22 protein-coding genes are annotated in these 21,702 nt (G+C 33.6%); 3 read left to right on the top strand and 19 right to left on the bottom strand.

Going from position 1 to position 21,702, the window contains the following annotated elements; all coding sequences use genetic code 11:
• Window positions 1-8: 8 nt before the first annotated feature.
• The 6 genes from H601_RS0102255 to H601_RS0102230 are packed head-to-tail and all read right to left on the bottom strand — an operon-like array spanning window position 9 to window position 6,274.
• On the bottom strand, window positions 9-776 hold the full coding sequence (locus H601_RS0102255) for an ABC transporter permease subunit (RefSeq protein ID WP_026710001.1): 768 nt from the start codon (window positions 774-776) through the stop codon (window positions 9-11).
• On the bottom strand, window positions 773-1,480 hold the full coding sequence (locus tag H601_RS0102250) for an ABC transporter ATP-binding protein (protein ID WP_026710000.1): 708 nt from the start codon (window positions 1,478-1,480) through the stop codon (window positions 773-775). The genes H601_RS0102255 and H601_RS0102250 overlap by 4 nt, the downstream gene beginning before the upstream one ends.
• On the bottom strand, window positions 1,477-2,703 hold the full coding sequence (locus H601_RS0102245; RefSeq protein WP_026709999.1) for a nitrous oxide reductase family maturation protein NosD: 1,227 nt from the start codon (window positions 2,701-2,703) through the stop codon (window positions 1,477-1,479). Before H601_RS0102245 ends, H601_RS0102250 begins: the two co-directional genes overlap by 4 nt.
• An 11-nt stretch (window positions 2,704-2,714) precedes the next feature.
• Window positions 2,715-3,722, bottom strand: coding sequence for a nitrous oxide reductase accessory protein NosL (locus tag H601_RS0102240; protein ID WP_026709998.1), 1,008 nt, complete (start codon window positions 3,720-3,722; stop codon window positions 2,715-2,717).
• A 49-nt stretch (window positions 3,723-3,771) separates the two neighbouring features.
• The gene (nosZ, locus tag H601_RS0102235; protein WP_026709997.1) at window positions 3,772-5,748 is read right to left on the bottom strand and encodes a Sec-dependent nitrous-oxide reductase; all 1,977 of its coding nucleotides are present in this window, start codon (window positions 5,746-5,748) and stop codon (window positions 3,772-3,774) included.
• A 37-nt stretch (window positions 5,749-5,785) separates the two neighbouring features.
• Complete coding sequence (locus tag H601_RS0102230; protein WP_026709996.1) at window positions 5,786-6,274, bottom strand: c-type cytochrome; 489 nt, start codon at window positions 6,272-6,274, stop codon at window positions 5,786-5,788.
• 122 nt (window positions 6,275-6,396) lie between these two features.
• Here H601_RS0102230 and H601_RS0102225 point away from each other — a divergent pair, with 122 nt between their 5' ends.
• The 3 genes from H601_RS0102225 to H601_RS0102215 all read left to right on the top strand — a co-directional run bounded on the left by H601_RS0102225 (window position 6,397) and on the right by H601_RS0102215 (window position 9,805).
• Window positions 6,397-6,759, top strand: coding sequence for a hypothetical protein (locus H601_RS0102225; RefSeq protein WP_026709995.1), 363 nt, complete (start codon window positions 6,397-6,399; stop codon window positions 6,757-6,759).
• 160 nt (window positions 6,760-6,919) lie between these two features.
• Window positions 6,920-7,759, top strand: coding sequence for a hypothetical protein (locus H601_RS0102220; protein ID WP_026709994.1), 840 nt, complete (start codon window positions 6,920-6,922; stop codon window positions 7,757-7,759).
• Window positions 7,760-7,813: 54 nt separating this feature from the next.
• Window positions 7,814-9,805 (top strand): TonB-copper family protein, encoded by a 1,992-nt coding sequence (locus H601_RS0102215; protein WP_026709993.1) that lies wholly within the window; start codon window positions 7,814-7,816, stop codon window positions 9,803-9,805.
• 2 nt (window positions 9,806-9,807) lie between these two features.
• Here the strand turns inward: H601_RS0102215 and H601_RS0102210 are convergent, their stop codons facing one another.
• The 13 genes from H601_RS0102210 to H601_RS0102150 form a co-directional block, all read right to left on the bottom strand.
• Entirely contained in the window at window positions 9,808-10,929 is a 1,122-nt protein-coding gene (locus H601_RS0102210) for an ABC transporter permease (RefSeq protein WP_026709992.1), read from the bottom strand.
• Between the two features lie 11 nt (window positions 10,930-10,940).
• On the bottom strand, window positions 10,941-12,047 hold the full coding sequence (locus H601_RS0102205; protein WP_026709991.1) for an ABC transporter permease: 1,107 nt from the start codon (window positions 12,045-12,047) through the stop codon (window positions 10,941-10,943).
• Between the two features lie 16 nt (window positions 12,048-12,063).
• On the bottom strand, window positions 12,064-12,804 hold the full coding sequence (locus H601_RS0102200; RefSeq protein WP_026709990.1) for an ABC transporter ATP-binding protein: 741 nt from the start codon (window positions 12,802-12,804) through the stop codon (window positions 12,064-12,066).
• A gap of 11 nt (window positions 12,805-12,815) precedes the next feature.
• On the bottom strand, window positions 12,816-13,712 hold the full coding sequence (locus H601_RS0102195) for an ABC transporter ATP-binding protein (protein WP_026709989.1): 897 nt from the start codon (window positions 13,710-13,712) through the stop codon (window positions 12,816-12,818).
• A gap of 25 nt (window positions 13,713-13,737) precedes the next feature.
• Window positions 13,738-14,106 (bottom strand): cupin domain-containing protein, encoded by a 369-nt coding sequence (locus H601_RS0102190; RefSeq protein ID WP_245571597.1) that lies wholly within the window; start codon window positions 14,104-14,106, stop codon window positions 13,738-13,740.
• Window positions 14,107-14,111: 5 nt separating this feature from the next.
• Entirely contained in the window at window positions 14,112-14,993 is an 882-nt protein-coding gene (locus H601_RS0102185; protein ID WP_026709987.1) for an HlyD family secretion protein, read from the bottom strand.
• 10 nt (window positions 14,994-15,003) lie between these two features.
• Window positions 15,004-16,257, bottom strand: coding sequence for a TolC family protein (locus H601_RS0102180; RefSeq protein WP_026709986.1), 1,254 nt, complete (start codon window positions 16,255-16,257; stop codon window positions 15,004-15,006).
• A complete protein-coding gene (locus H601_RS0102175) occupies window positions 16,254-16,850 on the bottom strand; it encodes a TetR/AcrR family transcriptional regulator (RefSeq protein WP_035655379.1) in 597 nt (198 codons plus the stop codon). Before H601_RS0102175 ends, H601_RS0102180 begins: the two co-directional genes overlap by 4 nt.
• Before the next feature lie 81 nt (window positions 16,851-16,931).
• Window positions 16,932-18,245: a cbb3-type cytochrome c oxidase subunit I gene (locus H601_RS15070; RefSeq protein WP_051220631.1), complete on the bottom strand. Its 1,314-nt coding sequence runs from the start codon at window positions 18,243-18,245 to the stop codon at window positions 16,932-16,934.
• Between the two features lies 1 nt (window position 18,246).
• Window positions 18,247-18,693 carry a c-type cytochrome gene (locus H601_RS0102165; protein WP_051220630.1) on the bottom strand — a complete coding sequence of 149 codons (447 nt, stop codon included), beginning with the start codon at window positions 18,691-18,693 and terminating at the stop codon, window positions 18,247-18,249.
• Entirely contained in the window at window positions 18,671-20,215 is a 1,545-nt protein-coding gene (nadB, locus tag H601_RS0102160) for an L-aspartate oxidase (RefSeq protein ID WP_026709983.1), read from the bottom strand. Before nadB ends, H601_RS0102165 begins: the two co-directional genes overlap by 23 nt.
• A 4-nt stretch (window positions 20,216-20,219) precedes the next feature.
• Window positions 20,220-21,149 (bottom strand): quinolinate synthase NadA, encoded by a 930-nt coding sequence (gene nadA / locus H601_RS0102155; protein WP_026709982.1) that lies wholly within the window; start codon window positions 21,147-21,149, stop codon window positions 20,220-20,222.
• 41 nt (window positions 21,150-21,190) lie between these two features.
• Entirely contained in the window at window positions 21,191-21,625 is a 435-nt protein-coding gene (locus tag H601_RS0102150) for an RrF2 family transcriptional regulator (RefSeq protein WP_026709981.1), read from the bottom strand.
• Window positions 21,626-21,702: the final 77 nt, after the last annotated feature.

The following is a 21,702-nucleotide window of genomic DNA, read 5'->3' as shown; positions in this document are numbered from 1 at the left end:
TTAGGTTATTACAAATCTTTTCGAATGAATTTTCGCAAGGATAAATAAAACGGAATGACTACCCAAAGAACTAATAATCCGAACGAAGCAAAAAGTCCGGCGGTTGTTCCGAAAAAATCTTTAAAAATAGCTCCGGTATAACCCATCATCGCTGAAACATCTAAATGCAATAATATTTGAATTCGGGCTAAATCTATAGGACTTAACGCTGTTACGGCAACCATTGCTTTTTCAATAGGATATTCGGATAATTGAAACAATAAAAACAATACTAATCCATCAAAAAGTAATGCAAAATACAACCAGGTTAAGATGGCAAATCCAATTCCTTTTGCTTTGTCACGCGTAAGAATGGAGCATAAAAAAGCCAACGCAATGAACACTACAGAAATTAAACAACCTATCAAAATCATCATCAATCCAACAGCATTCGGGGCATTGATTAACAACGGAATTCCTGCTCCGATAAAAAAAGCCAAAACCATCGAAGCACTCAAACCAAAAAATAAACTTTGCCAGATTTTGTTTCGTTTAATGGGCTGACTCAAAAGCAGTTCGATAAACTCGGAACTGTTGTATAAATAGATGGTGGTGAATAAAATAGACACTAATGGAACCGTAAATAAAATAACGTTTAAAATCGTTAAAAGTCCTTTGGCACTATTGTCTTCTAAACCAAAAGCACTCCAAGACAAAAGACTTAAAACAATGGTATAGACTAAAACAATTTTGTTTTTTAGGATGTCGGTTAATATTATTTTGATGATTCTGTTCATTTTTTCTGTTTTAGAATACTTGCAATGGCTTTTGAAATTTTTGTTTCATTGGTTTCCGTTTTCAAATCGTCCACCTTTTTATGGAAATGAATATTGCCTTCTTGCATAAAAATAATTTCGGTGACCAAATCGTCTAACTCACTCAGCAAGTGCGAGGTAATTAAAATCAATTTTCCTTTTTCTTTCTCTTTGATAATTTTTTCTTTTAAAATTTCAGAAGCTAATGGATCTAAACCCGCAGTAGGTTCGTCTAAAATCAACACCTCAGGATTAAATAAAAAAGCCAACGTAGCACTCACTTTTTGGGTGGTTCCGCCGGAAAGCGTTCGCATTTGCTTATCTGCCATTTTATCTAACTCGAAACTGTGCCATAATTCTTCATCCAATTCTTGATTGGTATTTCGAATGGCTTTAATCATTTCAACAACTCCGCCAATGGTCATCGTATCAGGATAACGCCCTATTTGCGGCATATAACCAATGGATGAACGGTATAAATATTCTTTAACGATACTTCTTTTATTGAATTTTATGGAGCCTCTATCCGGTAAAACCATTCCTAAAATCGTTTTAATCAATGTCGTTTTTCCGCAACCGTTCGGACCAATTAAAGCAATACATTCGCCCTTTATGCAGGAAAGAGAAACATCGTTGAGCACGTTTAACTTTCCGAATTTTTTAGTTAAGTTTTTAATTTCTATCATAATTTCAGAGGCTTCATCAGGGGTGCATTATCTACAAAATTATCGGGTGTGATGCTGGGTAACACTTTTTCAGATTTGTCTAACAACGTAATCATGAAACTACGAAACAGTAACATTGCCGAAGGATTTTTTTCTACCAAAACTGCAAATAAACTGAGCGGATGATAGGGAACATCGCCCAATCCATCTCTATTAATATCATAGCCTTCGTATTTATCCCAATAATTATTGTTAAACGTGTTTAAAACTAAACTTCCATTGGTTCCCATATCGAAAGTATTGCCTTGAAAATTGTTGTTTACAATTTCATTATCCATGCAACTGGCTTGAATTTTCATGGCCCAACCATTACCTTCAAATACATTTTTTTCAATTTTGATACGGTTGGTTCCTTCCATGTAAATACCTGAAGTGTTGTTTTTAAAATAATTGGTATAGATATAACTATCTGAAATTTCTTTTAATAAAAGGCCGTACGAAGAAGCTCCCCAATTTTCATCAAAGTAATTATTTATCATGGTCACATCTTTTGAAAACATGACGGCTACTCCAGCACCATTGTTTCTAAAAATATTAGTGATGTAGGAATCATTGGAGGAGAACATAAAATGTAACCCGTAACGAATATTATTTGTTGCGATATTTCGCCAAATGACTGAATCATAAACAAATTCAAAATAGATTCCGTCACGATGACCTTTGATAGAGTTTCCAATGATTTGTAAATCATTGCTTTTCCATGCATGAATACCGTTACCAATTTGTTGTTCTTCTTTACCATAAGCAATAATCGTGTTGTTTTTAACAATACAGTTTCTTCCGTTTTGGATGTAAATTCCAAAGAAATTATCATCCAATTGATTTCCTTCAATAACAACAAACGATTTATTATACACTTTTATTCCACAGGGATCTTCTAATGCGGCAAATCCGGAATTAATTACTCTAAATCCTTTTACAATCACACTATCCGCATGAATCGATAGGACTTCTACTTTTTTCTGTCCGTCTAGAACAGGGAAATCTTTTCCTAAAAAAACAATTTTCTTATCTATACGAATGTTCCCTTCTTTATAAATACCTTTATGTACCAAAACGGTATCTCCATTATTCGATGCTTTTAAAGCTTGTTTGATGGTTTTATACGGTTTATTCGCTCCAACTTCAAGTTTTTGTGCTTGAAGTGAAAAAGTACAAAGAAAGAAAATGAAAAGTAGTCGCATTAATAGAGTTTTTATTTTAAAATTTCATTCCATTTAATTGCTTTTGCTTTTAGTTTATCACCAAAATTTAGAGCGTCAGCTTGCGTTGAAAATGCAGCAATGTTGCCATGCATGGGACTATTGATGTCACCTCCGGAAATATAAAAGGCAGTTGTGGCATCAATGAGTTGATTGTTTTTTGAGTAATCATGCACAAAATATCCACTTACTTTTGTTGTTTCATTTTCTTCACAATATTTCACTAAACAGGAAATATCATCAAACATATAATAACGTCCTTTTTGAGTTTGAATCTCAGCACCAAATTTTCCGTCAGAAATGGGCATTTTACAAAATTCACAAGCATCTACATTTAATTTAATTGGTTTGGGCTCATTATTTCCACAAGCTGCAAGTAAAAAAACAGGAATTAGTAATAAGGCAGCTTTTGGTTTCATAAACCTTTTGTACCATTTGAATTCCAATGTCAGCACAATAAAAATTAACAAACCACTACCAATTAACATCCATCCGCCAATGTCTGGAACCGAATAGGCACCAAAATTTAATAATTGTTTATACCCAATTAATGGGGGTTGATAAGACATTCCGGGTACTTTAATCGCTGCATTAGGATCTAAATTGTGTCCGTATTCATAATTCCATCGATAAAAATCAACACCTGCCAGTATGGTAAAAAGTATAAACGAGATAAATAATGCCACTACAAATTTTCTTTTGGCAATTAAAGCAGATGCTAAAGCAAATAGCCCAAAAAATGCAATAATGTATGGCAGAATTTTAAACTCTATAAAGTTCTCGGTATGTAAAGTAGCCATACCAATGTAATGGTTTAGACCATTAATTATTTCTACATCACCACCAATTTTATTTGCATACAGTTTTAAATTTAAACCTTCCGGATATTGTGGTGCATCTAAATCTATCTGCCACATTGGAAAATAGAGTGAACCCAAAAACAAGCCTGTTACAGTCAAAAGTAGCACTTTTGAGAGTAAAGATATTTTTACTGTTTTCATTTTTTTTGAATTAAGGGAGCATCAAGAAATTGATGCTCCCTTTGATTTATTATTTACTAGCCGGTAAGTTTGTACCTAAGCTAAATTGTAAAGGCACATTTGAACCTTTTGGAGATACACGAATATATCCTTGCATTTCTTGGTGTAACGCACTACAGAAGTCCGTACAATAGAATGGGAAAGTTCCAACTCTATCCGGAACCCATTTTAAGGTTGTGGTTTCACCCGGCATGATTAAAAGTTCACCATTATCTGCACCTTTAACAGCAAATCCGTGAGGCACATCCCAATCTTGTTCTAAATTGGTGACGTGGAAATATACTTCATCCCCTAAGAATACACCTTCTATATTATCCGGTGCAAAGTGCGAACGCATCGAAGTCATGTAAACATGTACTTTATTACCTTCACGCACTACTTTAGCTTCTTTTTCACCTTTGGCAGCATACGGATGTTTGTTTTCCTCTAGTTTATAGAATTTATATTGTCCGTTGTTTCGAATTAAATCGGCTGGTGCAGCTTGAGCATAATGAGGCTCTCCAATAGTTGGGAAATCTAAAATCAACTGCATTTTATCACCACTGATGTCATAAATTTGAGCACTCTGGCACAACTCAGGGCCGGTTGGTAAATAACGGTCTTTCGTAATTTTGTTGTACGCTACTAAATATTTACCAAATGGTTTTTTACTATCACCACCCGGAATACATAAGTGACCCACGGAATAATAAGTAGGAACTCTATCTAATACTTTTAGTGATTTAATATCCCATTTCACTACTTCAGATGAAACGAAGAAAGTTGTATAAGCATTTCCTTTACCGTCAAATTCGGTATGCAAAGGTCCTAAACCTGGTTTTTGCACTTCTCCATGTAAGGCTGCTTCATATTTTACAACCGGAATTCCACCATAATCACCCTCAAATGATTTATTTTTGATTGCGGTTTGCAATTTATCATAACTAAATACAGGAATTAAAGCCGCTAGTTTCCCCGAACCTACAATATATTCACCTGTTGGATCCACATCACAGCCATGAGGAGATTTAGGACATGGAATCATGTAACAAATATCTTTTAACTCGGAAGCATCTAATACTAAAACTTCTGTTTTAATTTCAGATTTTGCTGAATGGGTAGCATCATCCCAAGTGTTATGGGCATAACGTACTTTTTGTTTTTTTCCTTTACCGGCTTTTACATACTCTTCCGCTTTTTTCCAATTCACAGCCATGATAAAATCTTTGTCTTTTTGTGAAGCATTAACTTCTAATAAAGTATTGGCTTGTTCCGTATTATAGCACGAAAAGAAGAACCAACCGTGTGATTTCCCTTTACCGGCATGTGATAAGTCAAAGTTTACACCGGGAGTCATAATTTGAAAAGCGATATCCATCTCACCCTCTTTACCCACTTTTACAAAACTAATATGTCCTTTGTAATTGTCTTTGTACGTGTTAATTGGTACATCTCCATTTTCATAATCGCCAGGTACGCTAAAACGAGTACCCGCAACAACATATTCAGTATTTTCCGTAATAAATGGAGAAGAGTGATTACCACCACTGTTTGGTAACTCAATAATTTCAGCGGTTTTAAATGTTTTCAAATCAATTCGAGCAATTCGAGGCGTATTGTTGGCATTACCAAAAACCCATCTACCATCTATTTCTCCATTAGTTTGAGACATTTCAGTATGATGCAAATCATCCCAAGGCACAAAACCATGTGACGTATTTAACATCGGTTTGGTTTCTTCACTATATCCCCAACCTTTTTCAGGGTCAACTGAAAAAACAGGAATTACTCTAAACAATCTTCCACTCGGAAGTCCGTACACACTTAATTGCCCGCTGAAACCTCCGGAAACAAAGTTGTAAAATTCGTCGTATTTACCTGGAGCTACATAGGCTTTTTGGGCAGCATCACCACTTACTGTATCACTAGTGTTTTTGGGTTTACAGGATCCCATAAAAGCAGCAACAAAAACTACAGCTGAAGTTATTTTTAAAAAATTTGTTTTCATATACTTTCGATTTATATTCATAATTAGTTTATTAAAACTACTTCACACCGTCATTTTGACGCATGTATTCCAAAATATGTCGGGCTTCATCATCGGTTAGAGCTTGATTAGGCATACGCACCAAACATAGTTCCAATTGAGCCTGTAATTCAGGATCTTTGTCAATCATCGGGTCGGGATTCGTTGAAAAATTCATAATCCATTCCGGAGTTCTACGTTCTGTAACTCCCTTCCAACCTGGTCCAACCAATCGTTCATCTGTCAATTTATGGCAAGACATACATTTAACACCCGCCACTTTTTCACCATTTGCTGCCATGGCTACATCTAAGCCGTCTCCTAAATCTACAGAAGTAAATTTCCCTTCACCTCGTTTTGGATCATAAGTAGAAGCATCTGTTGCAGACGATTCTGTTGAAGATTCTGATGAAGAAGACTTTGAAAAATCCTCTCCTGCATTGGTTTTATCTTTTCCACATGAAATGAATAAAAGCAAACCAATTGCTAGTGCATACATTTTGTTCATAATTAGTATAAGTTTAAATTATGACACAAATTTCCTGACTAATTATTCTAAATTTTATGATTGCAATCATACAAATCATCTTTTTTTAACCATTATCTTTGCGTCATAAATAATAGATCATTTTGAAATATTTTATAATTATATTCTCCTTCTTCTTTTTATTCAAACCCGTATTCCCGGTTTTGAATTATGTGGTGAATTATGATTATATCTTAAAAGAATTATGTGAAAACAAGGCAAAACCGGAATTGGAATGTAATGGTAAATGTCATTTAAAAGCTGAATTAGCAAAGGCTTCTAAAGAAAACATTCCTGCCTCACAAGAATCAAAAAACATAGTTATTTTAGATTTACTATTTTTAGAAACCCTTTCTGAATTCAAATTCAACAAACTGTACGTTGAAAAACAAAAGGTTTCTATTGCTTATTCAAGACTATACTTTCGATTACATAGTACTGGCATTTTTCACCCGCCCACTGTGTAATCTTCCTATACGTATTTTAAAATTTCTAAACGGATTAATTTATAATCCACAAAATACTAGTATCTTATTTTTACCATAAGCCGATTTCAATCGGTGAATTCCAACTCATTGTTGTAATGGGCTTATGGTTCTTATTCCTATAACTCAAATTAAATTTACTATGAAACTTTATAAAATATTCTTCCTTTTTGCTCTAGCATTAATTACATCTTGTTCTTCTGATGATGATTCAACACCCGTTAACGAATTAGACGGTATAATTAAAGTCAAAGAATTTACCAATGACACTCATATTATCGAGTTATACACCTCTACCGGAACAACCCAACAAGGTTACAATGAGATTTCACTTAGAATTAAAGACAAAACAACAAACAACTACATTCAAAACGCAACAATTGAATGGATGCCAATGATGCACATGACCATGATGAATCATTCGTGTCCCTATTCTACAGTTGAAAAAGAAACCGATAAAGAAACCTTATACAAAGGATATATTGTTTTTCAAATGCCCCAAAATGAGTCGGAATATTGGGACTTAAAAATTGATTATTCTATAAATGAAACAAACTATACTGTAACGGATGTTATAGATGTTCCAGCCACCGAAAAAAGAGTAGTTAGCTCATTTATGGGAACAGACAACGTACGTTACATTGTTGCTTTGATTGATCCCAAAAACCCAAAAGTGGCCCTAAATGACATGACCGTTGGGGTGTATAAAATGGAAAACATGATGAATTTTCCGGTAGTAAACAATTATACCCTTAAAATTGACCCCAGAATGCCGAGTATGGGAAACCATGGTTCACCAAACAATCTTGATTTAACACAATCTGCTTCTGATGAATTTTACCATGGCAAAGTATCCTTAACAATGACCGGCTATTGGAAAATTAATTTGCAATTACTAAATGCTTCTAATGAAGTGTTAAAAGGGGAGGTAGTTACTGAAACTACTGAATCCAGTAGTATCTTCTTTGAAATTGAATTCTAAATAAAATAGTAACGGCCAAAAGTTATCTAAATTTTTGGCCCTTTTTTCTTACTCATGAAAAAACAATTTATTGTTTCAATAATGCTATTGATTTCAACCGTTAGTTGGACTCAAGAGCAAGTGAAAGATAGCATTTTACCTGTAAATCTCAGTGAAGTGATTCTAATAGGTAAACCAACTCAAGTACATCAAAAACAAGCAAAACCCCTTGCAAGTTTAGATGAATATTTGCAACAATCAGGCAGAATTGATATGATCAAACGAGGTGGCTACGCTTGGGAACCCATGATTAATAATATGGCAACCGAACGAACGATTGTCACCATTGATGGCATGCGGATATTTGGTGCTTGTACCGATAAAATGGATCCGGTGACTTCTTATGTAGAAATATCCAATCTTTCGGAAGCAACTATTTCATCGGGGCAAGAAGGTAGTTGTCACGGACCAACCATTGGTGGCTCTTTGGATTTGAAACGACTTCGAAGCACATATTCCGAACTGGGCTTGTCGGGTAGTTTAAGTAGTGGCTTTGAATTCAATAACAAGCAACGTATTATAGGCGGAATGGTGCACTACAAAGATAGTTCTTTTTATGCCGATGCGAATGTAACCTATCGAAAAGCTGATAATTATAAAGCTGGAAATAGTCAAGAAATAAAGTATTCTCAATTTCAAAAATGGAATGCTTCTGTTATTTCCGGTTATCAATTTCAAAATAAATTGATTGAAGGTTCGGTTATTTTTGATGAAGCCAATGATGTGGGTTATCCGGCTTTGCCAATGGATATTTCGCTTGCTCGTGCACTAATTACATCATTTAAATATGAAGTCGCTCCAAAGTCGGGACTCCTCAACCATTGGGAAAACAAATTATACTATAATACGATTACCCATTTTATGGACGATTCCAAACGACCAAATGTTCCCATTCGAATGGATATGCCGGGTTGGAGCGATACGTATGGTTATTATTCCAAAGGAAAAACAAAAAAAGATAAGCACCATCTACTATTTAATGTGAATGGATTTTACAATCGTTCGATTGCCGAAATGACGATGTATCCAAGTGACCCTGATGAAAATGCGATGTTCATGTACACTTGGCCGGATGTTAGAACCCTTTACAATGGTATTTATTTAGAAGATGAAATTGAATTCTCTTGCCATAACTCCCTAAAAATAAATGGTTCGTTTGGCTTTCATCAAAATAAAGTAGCTAACGAATTTGGATTGGAAAGTTTACAAATCTTTTATCCTGAAATGGCAGACCAACAAAATCGATTTTTAAAGAGTATTTCGCTGCAATACAAACATCAAGTAAAAGATTGGTTTTTTTCAGTGTGCTCCGGCTATGGTGAACGAGCTCCATCGGTAACAGAAGGCTATGCGTTTTATATCTTTAATAGTTTTGATTTGTTTGATTATATAGGAAATCCCAATCTTTCCAACGAAAAATCTGTGGAAGGAAATTTTGATATTCGGTACAAAACTGAAAAAATTAAAACAGGCATTACTTTTTCTGCATTTTATCTTCCGGACTATATCATCGGAATACCAGACGACAATCTTATTCCTATGACTATTGGGGCAAGCGGAGTCAAAATTTACGAACAACTATCTTTTGCCAATTTAATTCATTCTTCATTTCAATGTGATTATCGATTTAACGATTATTATTCATGGAATACTAAATTGCAATACAGTTATGGAAAAGATGCAGAAAAACGAAATTTACCCTTTATTAGCCCTTTGCAATACCAAAGTCAAATACAATATAAAAAGAATAGATTTCAAACGGAATTAAATGTAATAGGAAATGCGACTCAAACCAATTATAGTCCTTTTTATGGGGAAAATAGAACACCGGATTATGCTATCTTAAACTTATCTGTGGGTTATACTTTTAAATGGTATTCACAAAAACTATTGGTGAATGCAGGAGTTGAAAACCTATTTGACACCTATTATTCTACCTTCACCGACTGGAATAATATACCGCGAATGGGTAGAAATATTTACATAAATTTAAATTTCAGTCTCTAATATCAGTTTGTCTTTTTATAACTCCAAACGGCTAAACCATTTACGACAATTGCAAAAAGAGTTATTATCCCTAGATTTGGCAAAACTTCTTGAAGTCCGGCTCCTTTGAGTAGAACCATTCGTATAAATTCAACAAAATAGCGAATCGGATTGAATAAGGTCACGTTTTGTGCCCATTTTGGCATGCTTTCAATTGGCGTAAACAAACCACTCATTAGAATAAAGATAACAATGAAAAACCAAGCAATAAACATGGCTTGCTGTTGGGTTTCGGTATGATTAGAAAGAAATAAGCCAAAGCCTAAAATGAGCAATAAATATATAGAAGTAAAAAAATAAACCAATACAATGTTTCCCAACATAGGTACATTGAAAACAATTTTAGAAATTAGTAAGCCAATAGTTAAAATTACAAGCCCAATAACCCAAAAAGGAAATAATTTGCCAATAATAAATTGATATTTTTTTATCGGAGTAACGTTGATTTGCTCTAAAGTACCCAATTCTTTTTCTCGCACAATATTCATTGACGAGAGGAATAATGTTAACATCGTAATCAACAAGACTAAGATTCCCGGGACCATAAAAGTTTTATAATTAAGTGTCGAATTATACCAAAAGGAAGGAATAGTTTCAATTCGATTAGGCATTATTTGATTGTTTACAATGTGTTTGTTTTCCAACAGAATATGCTGATTGAACTGCTGAACAATTTGCGAAAGATATACATTTTGAACTCCCGCAGTTGCTCCATCAATAGCATTAATTAAAACCTGAATTTGAGTGGTAGTCTCATTTTGTAGTTGTTTTTCAAACGGGATAGGAATTTCTATCACCACATCGGTTTTACCGCTATTTAACCGCTCAATACCGGCTTGTGTTGTGGAAACAAACACTGCATCAGTAAAATAAGCATTTGCATTTATTTTTTCAATCAAAGTTCTTGAAGAGGATGAATTACTATAATCAACAATGGTTACCCGAATGTTTTTGACATCAAAAGTAGCCGCATTAGAAAGAATTAAAAGTTGTAAAATTGGTAGTATAAAGAGTAAACGAAGCATACTTTTATCCCTAAATATCTGTTTGAATTCTTTTTGTATGATGAATAGAATGATTTTCATGGTGCGATTATTTACTCCAAACGAGTTTTGTAATTTTTAATACTTAAACCAATAAAAAGAATGGTCATTCCAACTAAAATTAATGTTTCTTTGAGGATGTATTCTAAACCAACACCTTTTAACATTATCGACTTTACAATAATAATAAACCATTTCGCAGGAATAGTGTTACTGATGACTTGCATAGGTAATGGCATCGAAGCAATGGGAAAAATAAAACCTGATAATATGATAACCGGCAACATCAATCCCATCAACGAAATCATCATGGCTGTTTGTTGGGAGTTGGAAATGGTAGAAATGAATATCCCTAATGAAAGGGCTGTAATAATAAATAAAATACTCTCGACGGCTAACAATAAAATACTCCCTTGAATTGGCATTCCAAAAATAAAATAACCCATAGAAACAATAACGATGGCATTGATTACAGAAAGAAAAATATAAGGAAACACTTTACCCAAGATAACTTGAAAAGGCTTTAAAGGGGATACCAATAAAATTTCCATAGTGCCCAATTCTTTTTCTCTTGTTATCGAAATAGAGGTCATCATGGCAGAAACCAACATCAAAATAACGGTCATAACACCCGGAACAAAATTAAAGACGCTTTTTAATTCAGGATTATACAACATACGGCTTTGTATGACAACCCCAGTAGTATTTTTTTGAACTGTACTTTTTTGACTTTGATGGTTTTGAAAAATCGATTGAGTATAGTTTGCAATCGTATTGGCAATATTAGGTTCAGTAGCATCTGTAATGACTTGAACCGTAGCTTTCATTTCGGTTTGTAATTTTTTTGCAAAATCTTTTTCAAAGAGTAAAACGGCTTTTATTTTTCCTTTTTTAAACTCGCTTTCAATCGCTTTTTCAATCGCAATTTCATTTGCCACATGAAAATAAGGAGAAGCTTTAATCTTTTGAATAATTTTTTGTGTTTCAGTATCTTTCGAATAATCCAAAATAGCAATCTCTACATTATTAATTTCATTGGTAATGGCAAATCCAAACAGCAAAATTTGGGCAATAGGCATTCCAAAAAGAATAAACAACGAGCGTTTATCTCTAAAAATATGATAGAATTCCTTTTTAATAAAACCTAAAAATCGTTTCATCTTCCTTTTTATTTTGTTATTCTATGTTTCGGGCTAGCTTTAAAAATACTTCATTCATCGTACTAACTTGAAATTGATTTTTTAAGTTTTTCGGGGTATCCAAGGCTTCAATCACACCATCAACCATAATCGATACGCGGTCACAATATTCTGCCTCATCCATATAGTGTGTCGTTACAAAAATAGTAGTACCCTTGTGAGCTTCAGCATAAATCATTTCCCAAAATTGTCTGCGGGTGATGGGGTCTACTCCTCCGGTAGGTTCATCTAAAAAAACAATTTTAGGTTCATGTAGCATAGCTACAGAAAATGCCAATTTTTGTTTCCACCCCAAAGGTAAGTCGCCAACCTTTTTTTGGGCAATATCACCCAATTGCAATGTTTGAATTAACACCTCCGTCTTACTGTTGATTTGTTTTCGTGATAATCCGTAAATTCCACCAAAAAAAGTAATATTTTCTTTCACTGTTAAATCGTCGTACATCGAAAATTTCTGACTCATATAACCAATATTTTGTTTCACTTTTTCGCTTTGTGTGTGCACATCAAAACCGGCTACATTTGCTCTACCATTAGTAGGATTTGAAATTCCTATCAACATCTTCATAGCTGTTGTCTTTCCTGCACCATTTGCCCCTAAAAAACCAAATATTTCTCCTTTGTTTACGTGAAAGTTGATTCCTTTAACAGCAGTAAAGTGGCCAAATTGCTTGGTAAGGTTTTCTACGACTATAATTTTTTCCGAAAGATTGTTCATGTAAAATGGGTTTATAAATCCATAAAAATATCTTCTATAGTAGGGGTTGTTTTTTGAAGGATGATACTTTGATGTCCTTTTGCCTTCAAATAGTTACGCAAAGTTTCACTATCAAAAAAATTGTTCAAATCAATATAATGAACAAATTCTCCGAAAGCAAAAACACTGTAATACGATGGAAAATGTTTTAAATCTTCAATCAGTAGGTGCATTTGGTTACTGGCAACCTCATAAATGGTTTTTTGATAAGCATCAACAATTCCCTGTGGTGTATCAATTTTAAGGATTTTCCCCTCTTGAATGAGTGCGATTCGGTCACATAATGTGGCCTCATCCATATAAGGTGTTGAAACTAGAATGGTAATACCTTTCTGCTTCAGTCGTTTAAGCATTTCCCAAAATTCTTTTCTGGAGACAGGATCTACACCCGTTGTGGGTTCATCCAAAAACAAAACTTTTGGTTTGTGTATTAAAGCACAACAAAGGGCTAGTTTTTGTTTCATTCCACCTGATAACGCACCTGCTTTTCGGTTCTTAAAAGGTTCTATTTGTACATATATATCTTCAATTAAATCGTAATTTTCTTCAATCGTAGTACCGAAAATAGTTGCAAAAAAGGCTAAGTTTTCAGAGATAGTTAAATCCTGATACAGCGAGAATTTTCCGGGCATGTACCCCACAGCATTGCGTATTTCTTTCACTTGTTTCAAAATGTCGTAATTAGCTACTGTTGCACTTCCTTCGTTTGGTAATAACAAGGTGGTCAATAATCGGAAAAGAGTTGTTTTTCCGGCTCCGTCTGGTCCAATTAAACCAAAAAGTTCCCCTTCATTTACCTCCAAAGTAATGTTTTGAAGTGCTGGAATGTTTTTATACGATTTCGAAATATTCTGAACAGAAATACTCATGGTCTTAACCCTTAAAGATAAATAGTTACTTAATTAACAAAAAATTAGTTAACTCGTGAGCGTCAACCCAATGTTTTACATTAACCGGAATTTTAACATAATCCCCAGATGTCAAATGTATTTTTTTACCGGTTTCTTCATTGTAAGTGGCATCACCTGATACACACAGCAACAATGCCGGAATTGTGGTAACATGCTCTTTTAACTGTTCATTCTTGGCTATCTGTAAGGAAACTACTTTGCCTTGTGTAGGCTCAAAAAGCAGTTGAGTAGCTACTGCCTTATGTTCTGTATGCAAATTTTTAAGGTTCATACTGTTTGATTTTAAATTAGTTTTTGTTGATTTACAACCCATTGCAATTAAAACAATTGCTAGAAATAGTATTTTTTTCATAATTATTAATTTGTTAGCCTGACCTCCGCAGGCATCCCTATTTTTATACTTCCTTCATTTTTAACCGCTACTTTTACTGCATAAACTAAATTGGCTCTTTCTTCTCTCGTTTGAATGACTTTTGGCGTAAATTCTGCCTGAGCACTTATCCATGTGATTGTGCCATCATAGGTTTTTATTCCTTGTTCAGCATCAATCGAAACGTTAACTTTTTGTCCAATTTTCAATTGTGCTAATTGCGTTTCTGTAAAATACACGCGTAATTCCATTTCATGTAAATTAGCTATTTTATAAAGTGGTTTTCCAAATGAAGTGATTTCAGATGGTTCTGCATATTTTGTCAAAACTGTGCCTTCTAATGGATTAATAATAGTAGCTTTTTTTATCTGATCGTCTAATTTGTCAATTTGAACTTTTAACGATTTTATTTCATTTAAAATGGGAGCGTTTTGAGTTTGCACACTGCCAATTTGTTTTTCAATGACTTTCACTTTTCCTTCAATCTCTTCCACTTGTCGTTTTGTAGCTGCATTTTCTGCAAACATATTTTTAATTCGGGTTTGTTCTATTTTAGCAGTTTTTAATTGTTCATTTAAAACACTAATTTCTGATAGAACAGCAGCTGATTTTGCTTGAACGGTTTCAATAGTGGCTTTTAATTGTTCTTTATTATAATGCAGTTGTAAGGTATCGACTAACCCAACAAGTGTCCCTTTTTTAAGTTGAATACCTTCCTCTACATTTAAAAATTCAATTTTACCGTTGGATTCAGAAGAAACAATGATTTCAGTGGCTTCAAAATTTCCGTAAGCATCCGCTTTTTCATTATTTTTTTGGCAACTTATAATTAGTAGAAATGCTGTAAATGGGATTATTTTTTTTTTCATGGTTGATGTTTTAAATTCCGCTTATGATTTGGTAGTTTGCTTTAGCTAAAAGTAATTGAATATGGTGCGTTTTTTCATTAATTTTTGATTCAAATAAATGTGTTACCTCATTCAAATAGTCCGATGAAGTGATCACACCATTCTTCATTTGAGCTTCTGCCGAACGTACAATTTTTTCACGTAATTGAATAATTTCTAAATCTGATTTCAATTGTGCATTTATTTTTTCGATTTCAAAATTGTATTCATTCAATTGACGATTTTGATTGACTTCAAACGTTTCTTTTTCTGTTAAAATGATTTGTTTGGATAATTCTAGTACCTCTTTTTCTTTTTTTGTTTTATTCCATTCAAACAAAGTCCAATTTAACCGTAAGCCAGTCATATAAAATGTTTCAAATGAATTATTTAACATGTTTAACGCCGGATTTCCGTAGCCACCTTGAAGAAAAGCGTTTAGTTTTGGTGCATGGGTAGTTTCAATCACTTTTTGAGCAGCTTCTACTTGTTGATTTTGCAAATCATATAGGACTAATTCAGGTCGAATTCCACTTCTTTCTGCCTCAAAATGTGTTGGTTGGGATAAAATGGTGGTTGGATGAAAAACTTGTCCGGACAAGAGTTCTAAATTCTTCCAAAGTTTCAGTTGTTCAAGAGTAATATCACTTAACTGTTGATTGATGTTGATTATTTCAGCTTCAATCACTTGTTCTGAGGCCGGTAAAACCGCTCCAAATTTAACAGCAGTTTGAATCTCCTTACTTTTCTCTTCAAGTAGAACTTTTTTAGCTTGCAATAATTCCTGCCTTTCTTGCGAAAGTAATAGCCCAAAGTAGTATTGATTAACCTGGCTTTTTAATTGATATAGATTTACGATAGCTACTTGCTGTTGCGATTTAATTTGACTTGCTTTAAGTTGCGTTTGAGCCTTAATAGTTCCGCCATTATAAATCAATTGATTAATATCGAGGGTAGCTCTGTATTGATCTTTATTTAACGGCTCCATTGTTACATTGGGCATAGAAAACGGTACTTGTGTAACATCCGATTGATAACTAGCTTGAGCATGGAATGAAATTTTTGGTAATTTATCCTTTGCTAATACTATTGCTTCTAATTCCGATTGATTTTGGAGCAGATTGTTTTGTTTGGCTAGTGGATAGTTTTTTTCAACCAACGCATAGCATTTTTCAAGTGTCAATTGCTCCTGAGCCCTAAAATCTTGCCCAAACAAGATTACTATACTAAAAATTAATTTTTTCATCCTTTCTGAATTGCATTGATAATTTGAGTGGAAATATGCACTTTCCGAGCTTCCATTAACGCTATAAATTCATCGTCAGAAATAGCAATGATTCCTTTCACTAAAGTTTGAGCAGCAAATGGAAAAACGGTCATTGAGAAAATGTCTAATAAAAGTTGCTTTGGAGATAGGGGCATTATTTCTCCCAATTCAATTGCTCTTTCAATTTGTTTTACCAATTTTATGGGGTTCGGTCGTTGTTCTTCTTTGAGAAATTTTTCAACAAAATCAGGATTGTTGTTCATTTCCTGAATAATAAACTGAGGCAGAAAAGGATACTCAATCACAAAGGTGATATAACTGGCAGTAAACTTTCTTATTTTTTCAAATAGATCATCGTCTGAATTGAATATCTCATTAATTTGAGGGGCTAATTTGCCAAAAGCATTCATAAAAACGGCTTCAAAAAGTTTTTCTTTACTCCTAAAAAAGTAATGTAACATTGCTTTGTTTATTCCTGCTTCATCTGCAATCTCTTGCATTCTTGCTCCCATAAAGCCTTTGTTTTGAAATACTTTAAAGGCGGCTTCAAATATTTTTTCTTCTGTTGTCATTGAACTAACTATTAAGTTTAACCATTTGGTTAGCAAAGGTAATTATTAATTCATATCATCAGTAAAAAAAATAACTATTTTTTATGATTTAGATTTTTTAATAAAAGATTGTTGCATTAAAAAAAGGAGAATTCCAGCCAAACTAAAGAACAAAAGGGTACCCAATACAATAAAAACAACAATGATAAACGATAAACTATCTTGATGTTGAGAAAACGTTATAGAGGAATCGCTAAACTGCCAAATACTCTTTTTAACACCCATAATAACTAAAACTAATATAAAAAGAAACAATAAAGATTGTACAAGCCAAAAAAGTGCATTTAAAGTAATCCTAGTTAATTTATTTAAAAGTGGAGGTGCAATATAATAAAAAGCCCCTGCTAAAATAATCATCATATTGATGCCAATTGTAGTTCCCATGGCATGAGCTACTGTAATGTGGGTTCCATGAGTAAAAAGATTAACCGCCGGAATTGATAGTAGCAAAGCTAAAAATAAGTTAATGACAACCCAATATTCAGAAGCCATGATGAAGCGATAAGGGAAAAAGTAATAATATTTTTTTGCCTCAGAAAGTTGCTTTTTCCAATCCAAGATTATTTTTATAAAGATAATCCACTCTGTCATACTTACGACATAAGACAAATGATGGATAAATCGACTAGTGGGAACTAAATAAATATGATGCCCCCAATTAAACATCAAATTGAATAGCCCAAGAAAATACAAAGCGTAGGCTATTTTTTTGTGAGCCATTTCCGAATTACCACTTATTTTTGTCATCATATAAAGCGAGAATCCATACAAAAGCTGATTTACAGCACCTACAATTGAACCATTTACTTTCCATTGTAGCGTTAAATCTGAAATTAAATCATTTTTAAAATAAGGAAATATCCACAAATAATTCTCCAAAAAAACAAATAGGAAAAACACAATTCCGGTGAACCACATCCAATAATAAGAGGGCCATTTTTTTTCGGTCAACAAATTTTTCAAAATGAAAAATAAAAAAATTACAAACGAAAGAAAAATGGGTAAAGCCCAGATAGGATTAAACTCCCAATATTCTCTGCCGGAGAAATCTTTTGTAAAATAACTGTAAAATATTCCACTAATAGAAATAAACCACAAAAACAAGTGAATTTTAAGCCATTTTGACAGTTTCAGATTAGGAAAAATTTCAAATAAAGCAAGTGATACACATGCTAATCCTCCAATAATTATTCCAAAATATGCAGAGCTCACATGTAAGGGGCGTAACACATGAAAAGGTAATATTCCTTGAGTTGCATCTGTAAAACGGTAAGACTCTGAGGCAAGATGACCAAAAAACATTCCTAACAATAAAAGTGCTAACGCAAAACGCATTAACCAATAACTTGTTTTCATTTTACTTTTTCAACGTATAAGTACCATTTATATTAATTTGATAATCGGTAGGATTAGCAGTTCCGGTTTCATTCATCGCTTTTAAAAAAAACAATAAATCTGTCAACTCTTTATCCGATAACTGAAAAGCCGGCATTTGCTTGACTCCACTTGTAATAATTCCTTTTATATAAGCATCTGTCCTTCCCGGCTTAGACATAATATTGGTTAAATCCGGTCCCAAATAACCACCTAATCCATACATTTGATGACAAGTATGGCAATTGTTTCGTTGCCAAACTTCCTTTCCTGCGGACACATGTGTTTGTGTAGATAAATTTCGAAGCTCTTTATTTCTAAGAGGTTTTAGATAAATAGAAAAAGAAAATAAAAGAAATAAAACACTTAATGTAATAAATATTTTTAGGGGTGAAAACGAATAAAACTTAGCAACTGAAGGCATTTTCATTTTTTTTGTTTGTTTCTAAATGCAAGGCAATGGACGATTGATTCACGATAATCATCGCAGTTTGCAACATATTCTCTAATTCACAACAATTTTGGCAACGGTAATAATAATCTACACACTCCATTAAATCGGTATGAATTTTAATCAACTGTGTTAAAACTTTCATTTTATCTTCTTGACTACCCTGTAAAACTTGATAAGTCATAATGCTTCTCACTTGCTCTTTAAATTCATTTAATACAGCAGAATGAATACTAACGGGGGATTCAAATTCAATCAATTGAGTACATGAAAACTTTTGTTCAATCCCGCAAATAGAGGTAACAATTTGTTGAGCGGCATTAAACGAATAGACCAACGCTTCCAACAACGAATTAGAAGCCAAGCGATTGGCTCCATGTAATCCTGTACACGAACATTCACCTAATGCATATAAATTTTTCACAGAAGTTTGTCCGTATTCATTTACTGTAATTCCGCCACATTGATAATGAGCAACAGGAACAATGGGCACTAAGTCCTTTTCAGGATGAAGACCTGATGATATAAATCGTTCATAAATGGTAGGAAAATGATCTTTAAATTCGTCTTGATTTAAATGACGAAGGTCCAAATAAACAAAGGATTCAGATGAGTGATTCAATTCCTCAAAAATGGCGGCTGTAACGATATCTCTAGTCGCTAATTCTCCTCTAATATCAGAATTAAATAAAAATCGTTTTCCCTGTGAATTAACCACATAACCGCCAAAACCTCTTACAGCTTCAGAAATCAGAAACAAATTACTTTTATCTTTTTCGTAAAATGCAGTAGGATGAAATTGGATATATTGCATATCGCTTATTGTTGCTCCTGCTCTAAAAGCCATAGCTACTCCATCACCGGTAGCTATCGTAGGATTGGAAGTAAATGCAAACAATTGACCACTTCCCCCAGTGGCAAGAACCGTTGTTTTAGCATAAATAATTTTCAATTCTGATTGTGATTCTAACATATACGACATTCCAATGGCTTCATTTTCATCAGAATCCCTATTGGTAATAACATCAACACAAAATGCATTTGGAATCACTTCGATGTTTGCCTCATTCTTAATTCTATTCCACAAAACTTCTTGAATATGCCAACCGGTTTGATCTTTATAATGCACCACGCGGTTATGAGAATGTCCGCCTTCCAAGGCCAAAGCAAGCTGACCGTCTTTTTCGGTATCGAATACCGCTCCCCATTTTATTAACTCATTCAATCGTTGCGGTGCTTGCTTAATCACCATTTCAACCACTTTGGCATTGCATTTTCCTCTACCTGCTGCTAACGTATCTTGTATATGTTGTTCAAAACTATCGGTAAGTCGGTTACAAACCGCAGCAATTCCTCCTTGAGCCAAGGAAGTATTGGTTAATCGTGCATCGTTTTTAGACAACACAATAATTTGTAAATCAGGTTGTTGTTCAATTAAATGAATGGCTAAGGAAAGTCCTGCTATTCCAGTGCCCGAAATTAATACATCACATGTTTTCATAGGTCTAAATTTGAAGCATTCGTTGAATGGGATGTTGTGCTTTAGTGATTATTTCTTGTTCTAAAAAAACTTCAGGTGATTCGTTTAAAAGACACGTATAAATTTTTTCTAAAGTATTCATTTTCATAAATGCACATTCACTACAGGCACAAGTATTATCTTCTTTGGAAGGTGCAGGAATGAGTATTTTATCTGGAACTTCTTGTTGCATTTTAAACAAAATTCCATTTTCAGTAGCAATAATAAATTTTGTTTTGGGTGAAGATTTTATATAATTAATCATTCCGGAAGTAGAACCAATATAGTTTGCTGTTCGTAAAATATGAGCTTCTGACTCAGGGTGAGCAACAATTACTGCATCAGGATTTTTTTGATGTAAAGTAATTAGTTTTTCCAACGAAAATGCTTCGTGTACCACACAAGAACCTTCCCATAAAACCATATCCCGACCGGTTTCTTTGATAAGATAATTCCCTAAATTCCTATCCGGTGCAAAAACAATTTTTTCTTCTTTAGGTATTGTATTAATTACTTTGATAGCATTGGAAGAAGTGCAAACATAATCACTCAGGGTTTTAATTTCTGCCGAACAATTGATATACGTAACAACCACGTGATTGGGATAATTTTTAAGAAATTCTTCAAATTTATCAGGCGGACAACCATCAGACAATGAACATCCCGCATTTACATCAGGAACGATTACTTTTTTTGACGGATTTAAAATTTTTGCCGTTTCTGCCATAAAATATACACCGGCAAATACAATAATTGCTGCATCTGTTGAAGCTGCTTTTCTGGAAAGTTCAAGACTATCACCCACAAAATCTGCAATTTCCTGAATCTCAGGAGACTGATAATAATGAGCTAATAGTATTGCTTTTTTTGATTGCTTTAAGGCTGTAATTTTTTGTTGTAAAGTCGATACATTCATTTAAATAGGACTTTTTTATCTTATTTGCAATTAAAATTTTTTTATGTTTTTAAAAAGGTGGAATGAGAAACTAAACCACTAACTAAATCGGCTAATGATGTAGAATCTAAAGCTAATTTTAATTGCTCACGAATAGGTTTATATTGATTGTGAAACGGGCATGGTTTAATTTCTGAACAATCATTTAAACCTAAACTACATCTTTTAAATAGAGCTTCTCCATCAATGGCTAAAATAATATCACTTAATGTAACCTGAATAAGTTTTTCTTTAGAAACAAAAAAACCACCGCCATTTCCTTTCAGGGAATCAACAATATTGTTTCGGGCTAATTTTTGTAAAATTTTAGCCGTAAACGACTCAGGTGAATCAATCTTACGTGCAATTTCTCGCAAACTGATTCGATTACCTTGTTCCGTTTCTGCTGCAATTACTAAAGTTGCCCTAACGGCATATTCACATGTTTTAGAAAGCATTTTTTATTTCAAAAATAGTCATAATTCTCCAACAAAAAGCAAATGTATTAACTCCAACAATCCTTAGGTATGATTTT

This window comes from Flavobacterium filum DSM 17961 (assembly GCF_000425465.1).
GTDB classification, from domain to species: Bacteria; Bacteroidota; Bacteroidia; order Flavobacteriales; family Flavobacteriaceae; genus Flavobacterium; species Flavobacterium filum.
The sequence above is the reverse complement of the archived record's forward strand: the minus strand, read 5'-3'. Positions and strand labels throughout refer to the sequence as shown.

Bases quoted from the DNA above. Each gene is read 5' to 3' on its own strand.
- H601_RS0102255 (WP_026710001.1), bottom strand. From the start codon at position 776: ATGAACAGAATCATCAAAATAATATTAACCGACATCCTAAAAAACAAA.
- H601_RS0102250 (WP_026710000.1), bottom strand. From the start codon at position 1,480: ATGATAGAAATTAAAAACTTAACTAAAAAATTCGGAAAGTTAAACGTG.
- H601_RS0102245 (WP_026709999.1), bottom strand. From the start codon at position 2,703: ATGCGACTACTTTTCATTTTCTTTCTTTGTACTTTTTCACTTCAAGCA.
- H601_RS0102240 (WP_026709998.1), bottom strand. From the start codon at position 3,722: ATGAAAACAGTAAAAATATCTTTACTCTCAAAAGTGCTACTTTTGACT.
- nosZ (WP_026709997.1), bottom strand. From the start codon at position 5,748: ATGAAAACAAATTTTTTAAAAATAACTTCAGCTGTAGTTTTTGTTGCT.
- H601_RS0102230 (WP_026709996.1), bottom strand. From the start codon at position 6,274: ATGAACAAAATGTATGCACTAGCAATTGGTTTGCTTTTATTCATTTCA.
- H601_RS0102220 (WP_026709994.1), top strand. From the start codon at position 6,920: ATGAAACTTTATAAAATATTCTTCCTTTTTGCTCTAGCATTAATTACA.
- H601_RS0102215 (WP_026709993.1), top strand. From the start codon at position 7,814: ATGAAAAAACAATTTATTGTTTCAATAATGCTATTGATTTCAACCGTT.
- H601_RS0102210 (WP_026709992.1), bottom strand. From the start codon at position 10,929: ATGAAAATCATTCTATTCATCATACAAAAAGAATTCAAACAGATATTT.
- H601_RS0102205 (WP_026709991.1), bottom strand. From the start codon at position 12,047: ATGAAACGATTTTTAGGTTTTATTAAAAAGGAATTCTATCATATTTTT.
- H601_RS0102200 (WP_026709990.1), bottom strand. From the start codon at position 12,804: ATGAACAATCTTTCGGAAAAAATTATAGTCGTAGAAAACCTTACCAAG.
- H601_RS0102195 (WP_026709989.1), bottom strand. From the start codon at position 13,712: ATGAGTATTTCTGTTCAGAATATTTCGAAATCGTATAAAAACATTCCA.
- H601_RS0102190 (WP_245571597.1), bottom strand. From the start codon at position 14,106: ATGAAAAAAATACTATTTCTAGCAATTGTTTTAATTGCAATGGGTTGT.
- H601_RS0102185 (WP_026709987.1), bottom strand. From the start codon at position 14,993: ATGAAAAAAAAAATAATCCCATTTACAGCATTTCTACTAATTATAAGT.
- H601_RS0102180 (WP_026709986.1), bottom strand. From the start codon at position 16,257: ATGAAAAAATTAATTTTTAGTATAGTAATCTTGTTTGGGCAAGATTTT.
- H601_RS0102175 (WP_035655379.1), bottom strand. From the start codon at position 16,850: ATGACAACAGAAGAAAAAATATTTGAAGCCGCCTTTAAAGTATTTCAA.
- H601_RS15070 (WP_051220631.1), bottom strand. From the start codon at position 18,245: ATGAAAACAAGTTATTGGTTAATGCGTTTTGCGTTAGCACTTTTATTG.
- H601_RS0102165 (WP_051220630.1), bottom strand. From the start codon at position 18,693: ATGAAAATGCCTTCAGTTGCTAAGTTTTATTCGTTTTCACCCCTAAAA.
- nadB (WP_026709983.1), bottom strand. From the start codon at position 20,215: ATGAAAACATGTGATGTATTAATTTCGGGCACTGGAATAGCAGGACTT.
- nadA (WP_026709982.1), bottom strand. From the start codon at position 21,149: ATGAATGTATCGACTTTACAACAAAAAATTACAGCCTTAAAGCAATCA.
- H601_RS0102150 (WP_026709981.1), bottom strand. From the start codon at position 21,625: ATGCTTTCTAAAACATGTGAATATGCCGTTAGGGCAACTTTAGTAATT.